This window comes from Bacillus sp. F9_6S_D1_P_5 (genome assembly GCF_054823925.1).
In genome coordinates this window covers 55,202-69,452 of record NZ_JBTREW010000009.1, presented here as the reverse complement: position 1 = coordinate 69,452, position 14,251 = coordinate 55,202, and the positions used below count along the sequence as shown (strand labels likewise).

The following is a 14,251-nucleotide window of genomic DNA, read 5'->3' as shown; positions in this document are numbered from 1 at the left end:
CGCCCCCTTTACATCATACGAATTTTTTGTTCAAAGCTTTTTTTCATTTGCTTTTCATGTAAACCTGGTAGGTCATAAATGACAGCATCAATCCCGGCTTCTTTTGCAATATCAATGGGAATGACAGATGTATGTTTGTCTCCGTTATAAAAACAGAGAACTAAATCGGTATCTTCAATAATTTGTTTCACAAAAAACATATAATCTAATCGGTAAATAGAGTCGGAAGGATGATCAAAAGCAACATACTCGGCTCCGTGTGTTTTTAAATAATCAACGATTTCTTGAAATTCATCTGTTACTGCTTGTAACGGTTGTAGTGTGTAAAGGCATAAATTTTGAGCAAGTCGTTCGTTCTCGACGAAAAAACGAAGTACCTCATTTTCAATAGATTTATAACATAATATGTAAATTTTATGTTTGTGAGCATAGTCAGTTAAAAATTTTTTTATTTCCTCTTGATCTAATGCTGTTAGTTGATTTGAACCACAAAGAAAAATATTCATAGAATTGTGCCACCTCATGCTAAATTGTAACATATCTTCTATAAAAAATAACTGCAAAATATTAGTGTTCAGAGTATAATTATAAATAACTAGATTTTACGATTAACTTTAGAAAGAAATAAAAAAATAAATAGGTGATATATATGCTACGTTCTATCTCGCATAATCCAATTTTATCGCATATACCGCCTGCTACTCAAATGCCGAAAGAAGCAAATGTCAGGACAGGACTTGCATTTTCGGATAATTTGCATGCAGATCCGAAAAAAGATAAATTGTTAGAACAAATGGAAGCGTTTGTTGATAATATTGGAGAAATTAAAGAAAAAATTGAAATGGAATTAACACTCGATAACGTAATGGAATACAAAAATACGGTAAAATCATTTTTGAATTTTTACGTTGATAATGTATTACAATATAAAGATGTCATGTCTCGTCATCCACGTTATGGATATTCCCAGAAAATGACGATTGTTAAACAGGCAGAAATGGGACTGAATGAGTTAGAAGATGTTATGAATTTAATTAATACAAAAACGGGACATTTAGAAATGTTAAATCAAATTGGAGAAATCCACGGTTTAATTGTAAATTTAGTCTTGTAAAAGGGAAGGAAGCTATATGTATATACAATTATATGAAAAGCTCGTTATTATTCAAAAAGCATATGAAAACATTCAAACGCTTGGTGAACAAATATATGAGAATTTAAAAAATAAAAATGTAAATGCAGTTCAAAAGTTACAAGTTGAGCAATTGCAGTACATTGATGGCTTAAAAAAGTTATCAAGTTCATTTGAAGAAATGGTTGTTCAGTTTTGTAAAGAACAGGGAGTAGAATCATTTCGCGTAAGTGCGTTATTTTCGCATTTTTCTCAAGAGGAAATTGAAAAAATAGAAAAATTACAAAAAAATCTAACAGAATTAGAAGAGAATGTAAAAATGATTCTTTTGAAAAATCAATATTACTTAAACGTACTATTAAAAACTACAGAAAGTATTGTGGATTCTGTTTCTGAATATAACTTAGAACGAAACAATAATTCGCAAATCTTTATGAATGAACTATTGTAAAGGGGAAGTGAAGCGTTATGAGATTATCTGATTATAATACCCCGTTATCGGGTATGTTAGCGGCACAAATGGGATTACAAACGACGAAACAAAACTTATCAAACATTCATACACCGGGCTATGTGCGTCAAATGGTGAATTACGGATCTGTTGGAGCGAGCAATGGTCATACGCCAGAACAGAGAATTGGTTATGGTGTACAAACGTTAGGTGTGGATCGCATTACAGATGAAGTGAAGACGAGACAGTTTAACGACCAATTATCTCAGGTTGCTTACTATAATTATAAGAATTCGGTTTTATCGCGAGTAGAGTCTATGGTAGGAACGACAGGCAAAAACTCACTATCTAGTTTAATGGATGGATTCTTTAATGCTTTTCGAGAAGTGGCGAAAAATCCAGATCAATCAAACTACTACGATACGCTAATTTCTGAAACTGGGAAGTTTACAAGTCAGGTAAATAAACTTGCGAAAAATTTAGATTCAGTAGAAGCGCAGACGACAGAAGATATTGAAGCGCATGTCAATGAATTTAATCGTCTTGCTGCTAGTTTAGCAGAAGCAAATAAAAAAATTGGACAAGCTGGTACACAAGTACCGAATCAACTTTTAGACGAACGTGACCGTATCGTTACCGAAATGTCAAAATACGCTAATATAGAAGTATCTTATGAATCTATGAATCCTAATATCGCAAGTGTTAGAATGAATAGCGTGTTAACAGTAAATGGACAAGATACATATCCGCTCCAATTAAATAAAACGAAAGAACCAATGTCTGTTGAAATTTACGGTTCGGAAATTCCTTTAACTAGTGGTGCAATAAAATCAGCAATCGATACGAAAGGGCAGATTGCTAGTTATAAGAAAAATCTTGAAGACTTAATGAGTTCAGTAAAAAATCAAGTCAATACAGTGATGGGAAAAGATTTCTTCGTGGGAGATTATGCGAAAGAGTTGAAGTTAAATCCAGAATTCGCGAATGATTTTTCGAAAATGAAAATATCTGCTGAAACTGCAAATAAATTGGCAGGAATTACAGATGTTGATTATAAAGATGGTCTTTCATATAAAAAAGCATTAGACCAATTCATAGTTAAAGTAGCATCTGATAAAAGTGAAGTGAATGGTTATCAAAAAATTCATGGGGACTTATTAGAAGGTATTCAGCAAGAAAAAATGAGTATTGAAGGCGTGAATATGGAAGAGGAAATGGTTAACTTAATGGCCTTCCAAAAATACTTTGTAGCGAATTCTAAAGCTATTACTACAATGAATGAAGTGTTTGATAGTCTGTTTTCGATTATCCGATAGGAAATAGAAATTGATTGAAAATAAGTAAGGAGGAGATAGAAATGAGAGTATCTACATTTCAAAATGCAAATTGGGCAAAGAATCAGCTAATGGATTTGAATGTACAACAGCAATATCATCGAAATCAAGTAACTTCAGGCAAGAAAAATCTTCTTATGAGTGAAGATCCACTTGCAGCAAGTAAATCATTCGCAATTCAACATTCATTGGCGAATATTGAACAAATGCAAAAAGATATAGCGGATTCTAAAAATGTACTAAGTCAGACAGAAACTACATTGTCAGGTATTGTGAAATCTTTAACGAGAGCAGATCAATTAACAATACAAGCGTTAAATGGACCAAATGGTGAAAAAGAATTAAAGGCAATCGGTGCCGAAATCGATCAAATTTTAAAACAAGTTGTATATTTAGCGAATACGAAAGAGCAAGGTCGCTATCTGTTTGGTGGAGATAGTGTAGAGAAGCCTCCATTTGCGGAAGATGGGACATACCAAGGTGGCGAAAAAGATGTAATGTGGAAGCTAAATGATGGTTATGAAATTAAAGCGTTTCGTAATGGCGAGAACTTACTAACCCCTGTTATTCAAACGTTAGTAAAGATGAAAGACGCGATGCAAAGTGGTGATCAAAAGGCGTTACAACCGTTTTTAGCGGAAAATAAGAAAAACTTGGATAGTGTTATTAATCGTACAACAGAAGTAGGTGCAACGATGAACACTGTAGATACGTTTAAGACCATTTTAAGTGAGCAAAATTTAGCACTTCAAGAAAATCGTAAAGAAATTGAAGATGTTGATTTAGCAGTAGCAATTTCCGACTTAGCTTATATTAATGCGACGTATGAAGCAACGCTTAAAGCGGTTAGCACGATGAGTAAAACGAGTATTTTAGACTACATGTAAAAAATAAGGAGTGAGAAATATGGCAGGAACGTTAACGGGTATTGGCGGTAGACAACAGATTTGGAACCTCGGTAATAACATGATCGATACTTCTAATTTCGTTGAATTAGAAATGAATGCGCTAGATATGAGAAAAACGCCGTATACAAATGAAAAGAATAGCCTTTCACAAGATAAACTTTTATATACAAGTTTAAAATCAGAATTTAGTTCTTTCACGCAAACATTTAAAAATTTAGCGGCTTTTAAAGGAAATGAGAAAAAGGTAACAACATCACAAGACGGTTATATTAATGTCAAAGCAGATGGCGGTGCGATTGCTGGAACTTTTAATATAAAAATTAATCAGCTTGCGCAGCGTCATCAAATTGCATCTAATGAAATTACGGATATAAATGCGAAGCTTCCAAGAAATGAAACAATAAAACTGGGTGAAAAAGAACTAAAAGTAACATCTGATATGACATATAAAGATTTAATTAATAAAATTAATGATGGAGATTATGGTGTATCAGCATATACACTTGGTAATAAAATTTTTATGTCCTCTACGAAAGAAGGGGCAGCGAATAATATTAAATTAGAAAAAACACCGCCAAATGTGCTTACAGATTTGTTTTATTCGAAAGTGGAAGGTTCTACTACGGAAGTGAAATTAAATACGATTAATGAAGCTTTAGATGCAATATATAGTATCAATGGTGTCGAAGAAAAAAGCGCAAGCAACACAATTGAAACACTTCCTGGTGTGAAGGTTGAGCTTTTAAAAGTAACAGATCCGATAGTTGAAAATAAGCCTAGTGGTGAAGCGGGTTCAGATGTAAAAGCTGCAGATCAAAAAGGAATAGATTTGAAGTTTACAGTAAGTGACTCAAATGTAACGGATGCAGCAAATGTTATTAAAAAGATGGTTGCGGATTATAATAAAGCTGTTTCTACAGTAGATATCTTTGCTGGAAAAGGCGGAGCTTTCCAAGGGCAAACGATTATGCAAAGTGTACGCCAAGCGATGAATAACGTCGTAACATTTTCTCAAGATGGTAATTATTTATTCTCGTTTGGTATTCAATTAAAACAAGATGGAACGATGGAAGTTAATGACGAAGCATTAACGAAAGCGTTAAAAGAGAAGCCAGATGCAGCGAAGCAATTTTTCTTTAGTTCTAACGGTTTAGGGAAAATGATGGAAGAACCACTTGATAAATTATTCGGTGATAAAGGTATAGTTGGAGAACGCGTGAAAAACATCGACTCACGTGTAAGTGATTTAGATAAGAAGATAAAAGACATTGAGTCACAAAACTTACAAAAGCAAGATGAAATTGTGAAGAAGTATCAAAAGTTAGAAAGTACATTAGCGGCGCTAGATAGCCAGCTAAAAACAATTAAAGCAATGACAAAACAAAAAAGTGATGATTAATGAAAGTTGAGGAAGTGATCGTATGCAAGCATGGCAACGTTATATGCAAAATGATATTATGACGAGTAATCCGATTAAAAATACAATTTTTATTTATGAAAGATGCATTGTAGAGTTTCGTAATTTAGAAGAGCTTTTACATACTTTTAAACTACAAGAAGGGGATGCACTTCTTGAAAAGTTGGAACGTATTTTTGAAGAATTAAAGCTTCAATTAAATCCTGAGATTACGAAAGATTTATATGATAGTCTTTATGGTTTATATGATTGGATTAGCGTTCAAATTCAAACGATGAAAGTAACGCGTGAAGCGAAAGATATTGATGCGATTGTGAAAGTATTACAAGATTTAATAGATGGTTACCGCGGAGCGCTTGAAAATGAACAATGATATTTATCGAGCATTTGTCGGCTGTTTTAATGAAATCGGTGAATTGCAAGTGTCAGATGGAGAGTTTGCTGAGAAGAGTGCGATGTTAAATCGCTGGATGATGACATTGGATGAAGAAACGCGCACGCAAGTTGCGACAGAAGTAAGCCCATTTATTATTAAGGCAGCACAACATATTCGAGATAAGCAAAAGATTTTGGAAGAAATGATTATGACAAATGATGGGCGAATGAAAGCAAATTCATTTTACGGTAAATATTAATAATAAATTGTGGAAACGGGTCTCCTTTTTTAAAGGGGATCCATTCCCTCATGTAAATAAAAAGTTCCGCTGGTTGAGGTTTCATTTTATGACTGTAACAAATAGGAGTAGTCTAAATAATATAAAAATAAAGTTTGGCTAGTCGTAAACATATTGAAATGTTATATAGATTACTACGCGTGTACAGTTTTTTTTATATTCTTTTTATATTTTTGTATTTTTCTAAAGACAACAATGTAAAAATGGAATAAAATATGTAAGGGTACATAATAGTTAATATTTTAATAAATACATATAAGAAATTAAATAATGAAGTGAAACTTCCATCAGTGGATTATGATGTTCAAAATGGTAAGTTAAAAAGGAAGGGTGTGGAGTATGCCAGATTTAGTGAGTGATGTAAGCCATTATATGAATTATTTAGTGACGAAACGAAATACTGTTTCTAGTAATATTGCAAATGCGAATACACCTGGCTATAAAGCACAAGACGTTACATTTGCTGAGCAAATGAATAAGAGTAGTGCATTATATAAGAGTAATGCTGCGGATTTAAAAAGCAATCCAGATTTATATCAAACGAATGAAATGCACTTACCGACAGTAAATACGAAAAATACTTATGCAAAGATTCAAACGAAATCAATGCAAACGAATAAAGATGGAAATAGTGTGGATGTAACGACAGAAATGCTAGATTTAATGAAAGCGAACCAATTATATGGTATTTCAATTAACGCGATTAATACACAATACGCAATTAACCAAGCAGCGCGTGGACGTTAATAGTAGAAGGAGAGACAACGATGTTTCAGGCAATTAATGCAAGTGGATCAGGGCTGACGACAGCGAGAAAGTGGATGGAAGTTACTTCAAATAATATTGTAAATGCAAATACAACGGCAGCTCCGGGGGCAGATTTGTATGAGCGCCGTAGTGTAGTGCTTGAATCAAATAATAGTTTTGCGAATATGTTAGACGGTACACCTACTAACGGAGTGAAAATAAAAAGTATTGAAGCAGACAAAACTGAGAACTTAGTGTATGATCCGACACATCCGCATGCAAATGAAGAAGGATATGTACGTTATCCGAATGTAGATGTGACTGCTGAAATGACGAATGTAATGGTTGCTCAAAAAATGTACGAAGCAAATACAAGTGTGTTAAATGCGAATAAAAAAATGCTTGATAAAGATTTAGAAATCGGGCGAGGATAAAGGGGGAATAGGGGAAGATGAAAATCCAACCAATGTTACATACACAGCCATTTGGCGCAATTCAGTCAATTGGTGCACCGAAAACTTCAGAAACACCTGTAGTCGAAGGGAAGAAGTTTATCGATTTATTGGAAGATATGAATCAAACACAAAACAATGCGCAAACAGCGGTTTATGATTTACTAACAAAAGGGGTAGGAGAAACACATGACGTTTTAATTCAGCAAAAGAAAGCTGAGTCTCAAATGAAAACGGCTGCTCTTGTACGTGATAATCTTATTGAAAATTATAAGTCACTAATTAATATGCAAATTTAGGAAAATGGACGGGTGTGTTTAAATGGAAAAGTTAAAAAATGTTTTCCAATCGTTAAAAACGTGGCATAAGTTAGTCATTGGTGCTGCGCTTTTAGCAATTGTAACAGGAGCACTTTTATACTTCACCTTGCCAGATAAATATGTTGTTGTATATCAAAATTTAAATGATGCAGACAAGCAAGAGATTACAGCAGAATTATCGAAGCTAGGTGTCGATTACCAATTAGCAGCCGATGGTTCGATTCGTGTGCAGAAGAATGATGCTCCATGGGTTCGAAAAGAAATGAATGGAATGGGCTTACCGTTTAATTCAAAAAGCGGTGAGGAAATTTTATTAGAAAGCTCGCTCGGTTCAAGTGAGCAAGATAAAAAAATGAAGCAAATTGTCGGTACGAAAAAGCAATTAGAGCAAGATATTGTAAGAAACTTTGCGGCGATAGAAACGGCAAATGTTCAAATTACATTACCTGAAAAAGAGACAATTTTTGATGAAGAGAAAGCAAAGGGGACAGCGGCGATTACGGTTGGTGTGAAACGTGGTCAACTATTAACGGCTGATCAAGTTGCAGGTGTACAGCAAATGATTAGTGCGGCAGTTCCTGGCGTAAAAGCCGAAGAAGTGAGTGTTATAGATAGCAAAAAAGGTGTTATCTCAAAAGGAGCAGATGAAGCACATTCTAGTAGTTCCTCTTCTTATGAGAAAGAAGTAGAGATGCAACACCAAATTGAAGGTAAATTAAAGCAAGATATTGATGCAACGTTAATGACGATGTTTAAGCCGAATGAATATAAAGTGAATACGAAAGTATCTGTAAACTACGACGAAGTTACACGTCAGTCAGAAAAGTATGGTGATAAAGGTGTCCTTCGTAGTAAACAAGAGCAAGAGGAAAGCTCTACTGCGCAAGAAGGAGCAGATACGAAGCAAGGTGCTGGTATTACAGCAAACGGTGAAGTGCCAAACTACGGTACGAACAATAATCAAAATGGCAAAATCGTCTACGATAATAAAAATGGTAACAAAATCGAAAACTATGAAATAGATAAAACAGTTGAAACGATTAAAAAACATCCAGAGTTAACGAAAACAAATGTTGTTGTATGGGTAGATAATGATACGTTAGTAAAACGAAGAATTGATATGACAACTTTCAAAGAAGCAATTGGTACAGCAGCTGGACTTCAAGCTGATCCAAATGGAAACTTTACAAATGGACAAGTTAATGTGGTAACGGTTCAGTTTGATCAACCGAAAGAAGAGAAGCCGAAAGAACGAGAAGAAAGTGGTATGAACTGGTGGTTAATCGGTGGAATTACAGGAGGCTTATTAGCGCTCGTTGGTCTATTATGGTTCTTCTTAGCAAGACGTAAGAGAAAGAAAGAAGAAGAGGAATATGAAGAATACTTAGCAGAAGAGGAAGTTGCTGCAAGTAGTGAAAGTATTATGGAAATTCCGGAAGAGAAAATAGTACCAGAGCCAAAACCTGAACCAGAACAACCGAAAGAACCGACGTTAGATGAACAAGTGCAGGATGCTACGAAAGAACATGTAGAAGGTACTGCAAAAGTAATTAAAAAATGGTTAAACGGACAGTAAGGGAGGAACAACGATGTTAGATGAAATCTCCTCCAAAGAAAAAGCTGCCATCCTCATTCGTACATTAAATGAAGAGGTGGCAGCAAAAGTCATTGAATATATGACGGCTGAGGAAAAAGAAGTATTACTTCGTGAAATCGCGAAGTTTCGTGTATATAAACAAGAAACGTTAGAGAATGTACTAGGGGAATTCTTATATGAACTAAATGTAAAAGAATTGAACTTAGTCACTCCAGATAAAGAGTACATTCGTCGCATATTTAAAAATATGCCAGAAGACGAGCTGGAAAAATTATTGGAAGACCTTTGGTATAACAAAGATAATCCATTTGAATTCTTAAATTCACTTACAGATTTAGAGCCACTTCTTACAGTACTTAATGATGAATCACCACAAACAATTGCAATTATCGCTTCTTACATTAAACCGCAGCTTGCTTCTCAATTAATTGAGAGATTGCCAGATCATAAGCGAGTAGAAACGGTAATGGGTATTGCGAAATTAGAACAAGTTGACGGTGAACTCATTAACCAAATTGGTGAGTTATTAAAAGCGAAATTAAATAATATGGCATTTAGTGCAATTAATAAAACAGATGGCTTAAAAACAATCGTGAACATTTTAAATAACGTTTCACGAGGCGTTGAAAAAACAGTCTTTCAAAAGCTGGATGAAGTCGATTATGAGTTATCTGAGAAAATTAAAGAGAATATGTTTGTCTTTGAAGACTTACTCGGTCTTGAAGATCTTGCGCTTCGCCGTGTGTTAGAGGAAATTACAGATAACGGTGTCATTGCAAAAGCGCTTAAAATTGCAAAAGAAGAAATTAAAGAGAAATTATTTACATGTATGTCTTCAAACCGTAAAGAGATGATTCTGGAAGAATTAGATGGCTTAGGGCCGCTTAAGATGACGGATGCTGAGAAAGCACAGCAAACAATTACAGGTACGGTGAAAAAGCTAGAGAAAGAAGGAAGAATTATCGTTCAAAGAGGTGAAGATGATGTCCTTATTTAAGAACAGAATTCCGAAGAATTCTGTTTCTTTTTCTGAAGAAACGTATGAATTACAATTTCCAAAACCAATATCAGTTCACGTAGAAGAAGAAATACAAGTAGATCATGAAGAACTTCTTGCGCAGCAACAATCGTTACATGTTGAGTTAGCTCAGCTAAGTCAAGAGCAGCAAATATTAGAACGAGAGCGTCAGCAGTTAGTACATGATCAAGAACAATTTCAAATGCATGTTCAGCAGCAGATGAAAGAGATAGAATCGGCACGTCAGCAGTTTCAAAAAGAGCAACAAGAAACAGCATACGAATGGACAGAATTATTATGGGATCAATCTTTTCAACTAGCAGAAAAAATTGTGAATCAAGCAGTAGATGCTAGATTGCTTGATGTATTACCTATTTTAACTGGCATCGTGCAAACATTGCCTACTTCGTTTGAAAAACTAGTCATTACCGTACATCCAGAAACATTTGAACGTATTCAAGAAGAGAAGGAAAATACGAAAGAGTATTGGTTACTACAATTAGTAGAATGGAAATATGATTTCTCTTTACAGTTCGGTGAATTTGTTCTAGAAGAAGAGAAAGAGTTCTTTGAATTTAAATTTGCACCTATATTTGCGAAACTTCGCCAGAAATGGGAAGAAGAGAAGTTATTCGAGGAACAAAACGTATGAATCGACTGTTAATGAATGAAAATCAAAAATGGAATACGTTTATTGAAACGCCGTTTTATACGAAAGTCGGTAAAGTTCATAGTGTGCAAGAGCAGTTTTTCGTAGCGAAAGGACCAAAGGCAAAAATCGGTGATGTTTGTCTCGTTGGAGAACATAGCGTTCTATGTGAAGTAATTGCAATTGAAAAAGAAAACAATATGTTACTCCCGTTCGAACAGACAGAAAAAGTATGTTACGGAGATGCAGTGACATTAATTGCTGAAGATGTTGTTATACCTCGTGGTAATCATTTACTCGGAAAAGTGTTAAGTGCAAATGGTGATGTGTTAAATGAAAACGCTGAAAACATTCCGCTGCAAAAAATAAAGTTAGATGCTCCGCCTATTCATGCATTTGAGCGTGAAGAGATTACTGATGTATTTGAAACGGGAATTAAATCTATTGATTCTATGCTAACGATTGGTATCGGTCAAAAGATTGGTATTTTCGCTGGGTCAGGTGTTGGTAAATCTACTTTACTCGGAATGATTGCGAAAAACGCAAAAGCTGATATAAACGTTATTAGTTTAGTCGGAGAACGTGGCCGGGAAGTAAAAGACTTTATTCGAAAAGAATTAGGCGAGGAAGGTATGAAGAAAAGCGTCGTTGTCGTAGCGACGTCAGATGAAAGTCACCTTATGCAACTTCGCGCAGCTAAACTTGCAACATCTATCGCTGAATACTTCCGAGACCAAGGTAATAACGTACTACTTATGATGGACTCTGTTACTCGTTTTGCTGATGCGCGTAGAAGTGTTGATATTGCTGTTAAAGAATTACCGATTGGTGGTAAAACACTTTTAATGGAAAGTTATATGAAGAAGCTGTTAGAGCGCTCTGGGAAAACAAAGAAGGGATCTATAACAGGCATTTATACTGTACTTGTTGATGGAGACGATTTAAACGGTCCTGTACCAGATTTAGCACGCGGTATTTTAGATGGACATATTGTATTAAAACGTGAACTTGCAACGCTCAGCCATTACCCTGCTATTTCAGTACTAGATTCAGTAAGTAGGATTATGGAAGAAATCGTATCACCAACTCATTGGCAATTGGCAAATGAAATGAGGAAAATATTATCTATTTATAAAGAAAATGAATTGTATTTCAAATTAGGAACGATTCAAGAAAATGAAGAAAATGCTTATATTTTTGAATGTAAAAATAAAGTAGAAGGTATAAATACATTTTTAAAACAAGGTCGATCAGATCGTTTCCAATTTGATGATATTGTTCAAGCGATCCACCATATAGTATAAGACCTCACGCTTTTGAGGTCTTATTTTTTTGTTTTTTAATATTTCACAGATTTTTTTGGAAAAAAACTATATAATAGAAAAAGAGAGCGTTATAATAGGAAGGGGCTATGAAAACAGGTGGATAAGCAGCAGTACGACACGATAAAATTGCAAATAAATCAAGAAAAAGAACAGATTTTGAAAGAAGTGTATGAATTAACAGCTGAAAAAAGAAAAATAGAACAAAAAAAAGAATATGATTTATATGTTGTGAAATCGCGTAGTAAAGTCGTACAAACTGGGCAACGTATTATGGCTGGTATGCTTTCCTCACATACGTTTTCACCTGAAAGAATAGAAGAATGGAATCGAAAAATTAAAAAAACAGAAGATTTTATTCAAAAAAATGAAAGCCTTTTAGAACAAGTAAAAGAAAAAGAACGTGTCATTGATGAGATGTATCAAGAAGATTGTAGAAAGCTTGCGAAAGTACGAGAAAAGCAGGAAGAAAAAATGCTTCTTGATTTGAAAATGTGTATGAATGGATGAGGTGAATGTAGTGATACAGTCTGTATTACCGGTGCAACAAAGTTTACCTCCGCAAAAAGAAAAAGGGCTAGAAGTACAATCTAAAAGTGAAGATTCTTCATTCGATCGTGCGATGAGAATGGAAAACAAAAAGCAGCCGAAAACGGAGAAAACAAAGCAAAAAGATGCACCAGAGGATAGAAAAGAAAACACTCTTTCTAAAAAATCGGCAACGAAAGAAGAGCCTAATGTAAAGAAAGAAGAAAAAAAAGAGACAGAACAGTTATTGTTAGCTGTATCTGAGCAAATGGTTGCAATTGAGCAATTACGTGTGCAGCCAGAATTGTTATATCAATACATACAAAAAATACAAGAGCTATATAAAGAATATGGAAATATAAAACTTAACGAATTACCCGAAGGTGAATTACAACAATTACAAGAACTTCTTTCCAATATGAATATCAAAAATGCTATATGTTTAGAAGATACAATGCAAATGGTATTAGATAAAGTGAAGATGCCGGAGCAAACGATGCAAGTATTGAAAGTTGTAGAAACAGAGACTTGTAATATTGCAAAGAAACAAGAAGATTCTAAAGATGTAGATCTTCCGACAGCTGAGAGCGATGATGTAAAGATAGAGTTGCCAGAAGGTGATCTATTAAACGATTCGAGTTCTGCAGGTGCGGAGTTATTAAATAAAGCAACGAGTACCGATCCGATAGGGAAATCCAATAGTGGTGCTGAGAAAGTTTCATTGCCTGACTTAGGAAAGAAAATGGAAGCACAAGTAGAGGCGCTACAAAAGTTTGTAGTGAAACAAGAGCGTGTTTTATTCCAGTTAAATCCAGAAAAACTCGGTGCGTTAACAGTGTTTATGAAAAAACATGGAGATCAAATTGATGTTCATGTGGAAATGGAAAAACACGATGCGAAGAAACGTGTTGAAATCATTTTTGATGAATTGAGACTGAAGTTAAAAGAAAAAGAAATTAATATTCAAATTAGCTATTCAGATAAAGATGAAAATCGTAAAGAACAGCGAGAACAAGAACAAAGGCAAAAGCAGCAATTAGCAAGTACGAAACATGAGAAACAAGAATCGAAAGAATTTGCGGGATTATTGGAGGAATAAAGCGTGCCAACAGTTGGATTAAATACAACGAGTACAAATCATATTCCGTTGCAAGCAGGAGCGCAGAATAGGAACGCATCTGTTAACGGTGCACAACCAGCAGTAGGGCAAGTAAATGGAGTATCAGCAGGAGAACAAAAGACTCCTGGTGTAATGGGGAAAGATGATTTTCTAAAATTGTTTCTAGCGAGTTTCCAACATCAAGATCCATTTAATGCGATGGATATGAATCAAATGATGAACCAAACAGCGCAATTATCTCTTATGGAACAAGTACAGAATATGACGAAAGCAGTAGACTCTTTAAAGACGACAATGTATTCGACAGCGCTTGATGGTGGAATGAAGTTTTTAGGGAAGTACGTAAGAGGTGTTGACGGTAATGGTAAAAAAGTGACCGGTCAAGTAGAGACAGTTCGCCTTGCTGAAAATAATGAGGTACAGCTCGTTATTGATAATAAAGTTGTATCTCTTCGTTTCGTTGAGAGAGTGTCTGATAAACCAATTGGAGAAACGAATCCAGAAGATGCAAAGAAAGACGAGCAAAAAGGTACTGAAGAAGTAACTGAAGAAGTAAAAACTATAAATTCATAAGGAGTGTCC

18 protein-coding genes are annotated in these 14,251 nt (G+C 34.7%); 17 read left to right on the top strand and 1 reads right to left on the bottom strand.

All coding sequences use genetic code 11. The annotated features are described in order from the left end of the window. Positions 1 to 8: 8 nt before the first annotated feature. Positions 9 to 506 carry a flagellar motor switch protein FliG gene (locus tag ACUXEY_RS12985; RefSeq protein WP_461300881.1) on the bottom strand — a complete coding sequence of 166 codons (498 nt, stop codon included), beginning with the start codon at positions 504 to 506 and terminating at the stop codon, positions 9 to 11. Positions 507 to 649: 143 nt separating this feature from the next. Here ACUXEY_RS12985 and ACUXEY_RS12980 point away from each other — a divergent pair, with 143 nt between their 5' ends. The 17 genes from ACUXEY_RS12980 to ACUXEY_RS12900 all read left to right on the top strand — a co-directional run bounded on the left by ACUXEY_RS12980 (position 650) and on the right by ACUXEY_RS12900 (position 14,242). After that, positions 650 to 1,114, top strand: coding sequence for a YaaR family protein (locus ACUXEY_RS12980; protein ID WP_000946323.1), 465 nt, complete (start codon positions 650 to 652; stop codon positions 1,112 to 1,114). Positions 1,115 to 1,130: 16 nt separating this feature from the next. Next, the gene (locus ACUXEY_RS12975; RefSeq protein WP_461300880.1) at positions 1,131 to 1,583 is read left to right on the top strand and encodes a hypothetical protein; all 453 of its coding nucleotides are present in this window, start codon (positions 1,131 to 1,133) and stop codon (positions 1,581 to 1,583) included. 17 nt (positions 1,584 to 1,600) lie between these two features. Further along, the gene (gene flgK, locus ACUXEY_RS12970) at positions 1,601 to 2,899 is read left to right on the top strand and encodes a flagellar hook-associated protein FlgK (RefSeq protein ID WP_461300879.1); all 1,299 of its coding nucleotides are present in this window, start codon (positions 1,601 to 1,603) and stop codon (positions 2,897 to 2,899) included. A gap of 41 nt (positions 2,900 to 2,940) precedes the next feature. Further along, positions 2,941 to 3,804 carry a flagellar hook-associated protein 3 gene (locus ACUXEY_RS12965; RefSeq protein WP_461300878.1) on the top strand — a complete coding sequence of 288 codons (864 nt, stop codon included), beginning with the start codon at positions 2,941 to 2,943 and terminating at the stop codon, positions 3,802 to 3,804. A 19-nt stretch (positions 3,805 to 3,823) separates the two neighbouring features. Continuing rightward, positions 3,824 to 5,224, top strand: coding sequence for a flagellar hook-associated protein 2 (locus ACUXEY_RS12960; RefSeq protein WP_461300877.1), 1,401 nt, complete (start codon positions 3,824 to 3,826; stop codon positions 5,222 to 5,224). A 22-nt stretch (positions 5,225 to 5,246) separates the two neighbouring features. Then, positions 5,247 to 5,615 (top strand): flagellar export chaperone FliS, encoded by a 369-nt coding sequence (locus tag ACUXEY_RS12955; protein ID WP_001149522.1) that lies wholly within the window; start codon positions 5,247 to 5,249, stop codon positions 5,613 to 5,615. Further along, the gene (locus ACUXEY_RS12950; protein ID WP_461300876.1) at positions 5,605 to 5,877 is read left to right on the top strand and encodes a flagellar biosynthesis protein FlgG; all 273 of its coding nucleotides are present in this window, start codon (positions 5,605 to 5,607) and stop codon (positions 5,875 to 5,877) included. Before ACUXEY_RS12955 ends, ACUXEY_RS12950 begins: the two co-directional genes overlap by 11 nt. Positions 5,878 to 6,246: 369 nt before the next feature. Beyond that, entirely contained in the window at positions 6,247 to 6,663 is a 417-nt protein-coding gene (gene flgB, locus ACUXEY_RS12945; protein ID WP_443111946.1) for a flagellar basal body rod protein FlgB, read from the top strand. A gap of 20 nt (positions 6,664 to 6,683) precedes the next feature. Beyond that, positions 6,684 to 7,097 (top strand): flagellar basal body rod protein FlgC, encoded by a 414-nt coding sequence (flgC, locus tag ACUXEY_RS12940; RefSeq protein ID WP_000484674.1) that lies wholly within the window; start codon positions 6,684 to 6,686, stop codon positions 7,095 to 7,097. A 17-nt stretch (positions 7,098 to 7,114) separates the two neighbouring features. Beyond that, a complete protein-coding gene (gene fliE, locus ACUXEY_RS12935) occupies positions 7,115 to 7,414 on the top strand; it encodes a flagellar hook-basal body complex protein FliE (RefSeq protein WP_063263686.1) in 300 nt (99 codons plus the stop codon). Between the two features lie 22 nt (positions 7,415 to 7,436). Then, positions 7,437 to 9,011, top strand: coding sequence for a flagellar M-ring protein FliF C-terminal domain-containing protein (locus ACUXEY_RS12930; protein ID WP_461300875.1), 1,575 nt, complete (start codon positions 7,437 to 7,439; stop codon positions 9,009 to 9,011). Positions 9,012 to 9,024: 13 nt separating this feature from the next. Then, positions 9,025 to 10,029: a flagellar motor switch protein FliG gene (gene fliG, locus ACUXEY_RS12925; RefSeq protein WP_461300874.1), complete on the top strand. Its 1,005-nt coding sequence runs from the start codon at positions 9,025 to 9,027 to the stop codon at positions 10,027 to 10,029. Then, positions 10,016 to 10,702: a FliH/SctL family protein gene (locus ACUXEY_RS12920; RefSeq protein ID WP_461300873.1), complete on the top strand. Its 687-nt coding sequence runs from the start codon at positions 10,016 to 10,018 to the stop codon at positions 10,700 to 10,702. The genes fliG and ACUXEY_RS12920 overlap by 14 nt, the downstream gene beginning before the upstream one ends. Further along, positions 10,699 to 12,003, top strand: a complete 1,305-nt coding sequence (locus ACUXEY_RS12915; protein WP_461300872.1) for a flagellar protein export ATPase FliI — start codon at positions 10,699 to 10,701, stop codon at positions 12,001 to 12,003. The genes ACUXEY_RS12920 and ACUXEY_RS12915 overlap by 4 nt, the downstream gene beginning before the upstream one ends. A 117-nt stretch (positions 12,004 to 12,120) precedes the next feature. After that, positions 12,121 to 12,531, top strand: a complete 411-nt coding sequence (locus ACUXEY_RS12910; protein ID WP_014893159.1) for a hypothetical protein — start codon at positions 12,121 to 12,123, stop codon at positions 12,529 to 12,531. A 10-nt stretch (positions 12,532 to 12,541) separates the two neighbouring features. Then, complete coding sequence (locus ACUXEY_RS12905) at positions 12,542 to 13,648, top strand: flagellar hook-length control protein FliK (protein ID WP_461300871.1); 1,107 nt, start codon at positions 12,542 to 12,544, stop codon at positions 13,646 to 13,648. A gap of 3 nt (positions 13,649 to 13,651) precedes the next feature. Further along, the gene (locus ACUXEY_RS12900) at positions 13,652 to 14,242 is read left to right on the top strand and encodes a flagellar hook assembly protein FlgD (RefSeq protein WP_461300870.1); all 591 of its coding nucleotides are present in this window, start codon (positions 13,652 to 13,654) and stop codon (positions 14,240 to 14,242) included. The last annotated feature ends 9 nt before the right edge of the window (positions 14,243 to 14,251 follow it).

Coding starts and splice junctions, on each gene's coding strand:
- ACUXEY_RS12985 (WP_461300881.1), bottom strand. CDS start 506: ATGAATATTTTTCTTTGTGGTTCAAATCAACTAACAGCATTAGATCAA.
- ACUXEY_RS12980 (WP_000946323.1), top strand. CDS start 650: ATGCTACGTTCTATCTCGCATAATCCAATTTTATCGCATATACCGCCT.
- ACUXEY_RS12975 (WP_461300880.1), top strand. CDS start 1,131: ATGTATATACAATTATATGAAAAGCTCGTTATTATTCAAAAAGCATAT.
- flgK (WP_461300879.1), top strand. CDS start 1,601: ATGAGATTATCTGATTATAATACCCCGTTATCGGGTATGTTAGCGGCA.
- ACUXEY_RS12965 (WP_461300878.1), top strand. CDS start 2,941: ATGAGAGTATCTACATTTCAAAATGCAAATTGGGCAAAGAATCAGCTA.
- ACUXEY_RS12960 (WP_461300877.1), top strand. CDS start 3,824: ATGGCAGGAACGTTAACGGGTATTGGCGGTAGACAACAGATTTGGAAC.
- ACUXEY_RS12955 (WP_001149522.1), top strand. CDS start 5,247: ATGCAAGCATGGCAACGTTATATGCAAAATGATATTATGACGAGTAAT.
- ACUXEY_RS12950 (WP_461300876.1), top strand. CDS start 5,605: ATGAACAATGATATTTATCGAGCATTTGTCGGCTGTTTTAATGAAATC.
- flgC (WP_000484674.1), top strand. CDS start 6,684: ATGTTTCAGGCAATTAATGCAAGTGGATCAGGGCTGACGACAGCGAGA.
- fliE (WP_063263686.1), top strand. CDS start 7,115: ATGAAAATCCAACCAATGTTACATACACAGCCATTTGGCGCAATTCAG.
- ACUXEY_RS12930 (WP_461300875.1), top strand. CDS start 7,437: ATGGAAAAGTTAAAAAATGTTTTCCAATCGTTAAAAACGTGGCATAAG.
- fliG (WP_461300874.1), top strand. CDS start 9,025: ATGTTAGATGAAATCTCCTCCAAAGAAAAAGCTGCCATCCTCATTCGT.
- ACUXEY_RS12920 (WP_461300873.1), top strand. CDS start 10,016: ATGTCCTTATTTAAGAACAGAATTCCGAAGAATTCTGTTTCTTTTTCT.
- ACUXEY_RS12915 (WP_461300872.1), top strand. CDS start 10,699: ATGAATCGACTGTTAATGAATGAAAATCAAAAATGGAATACGTTTATT.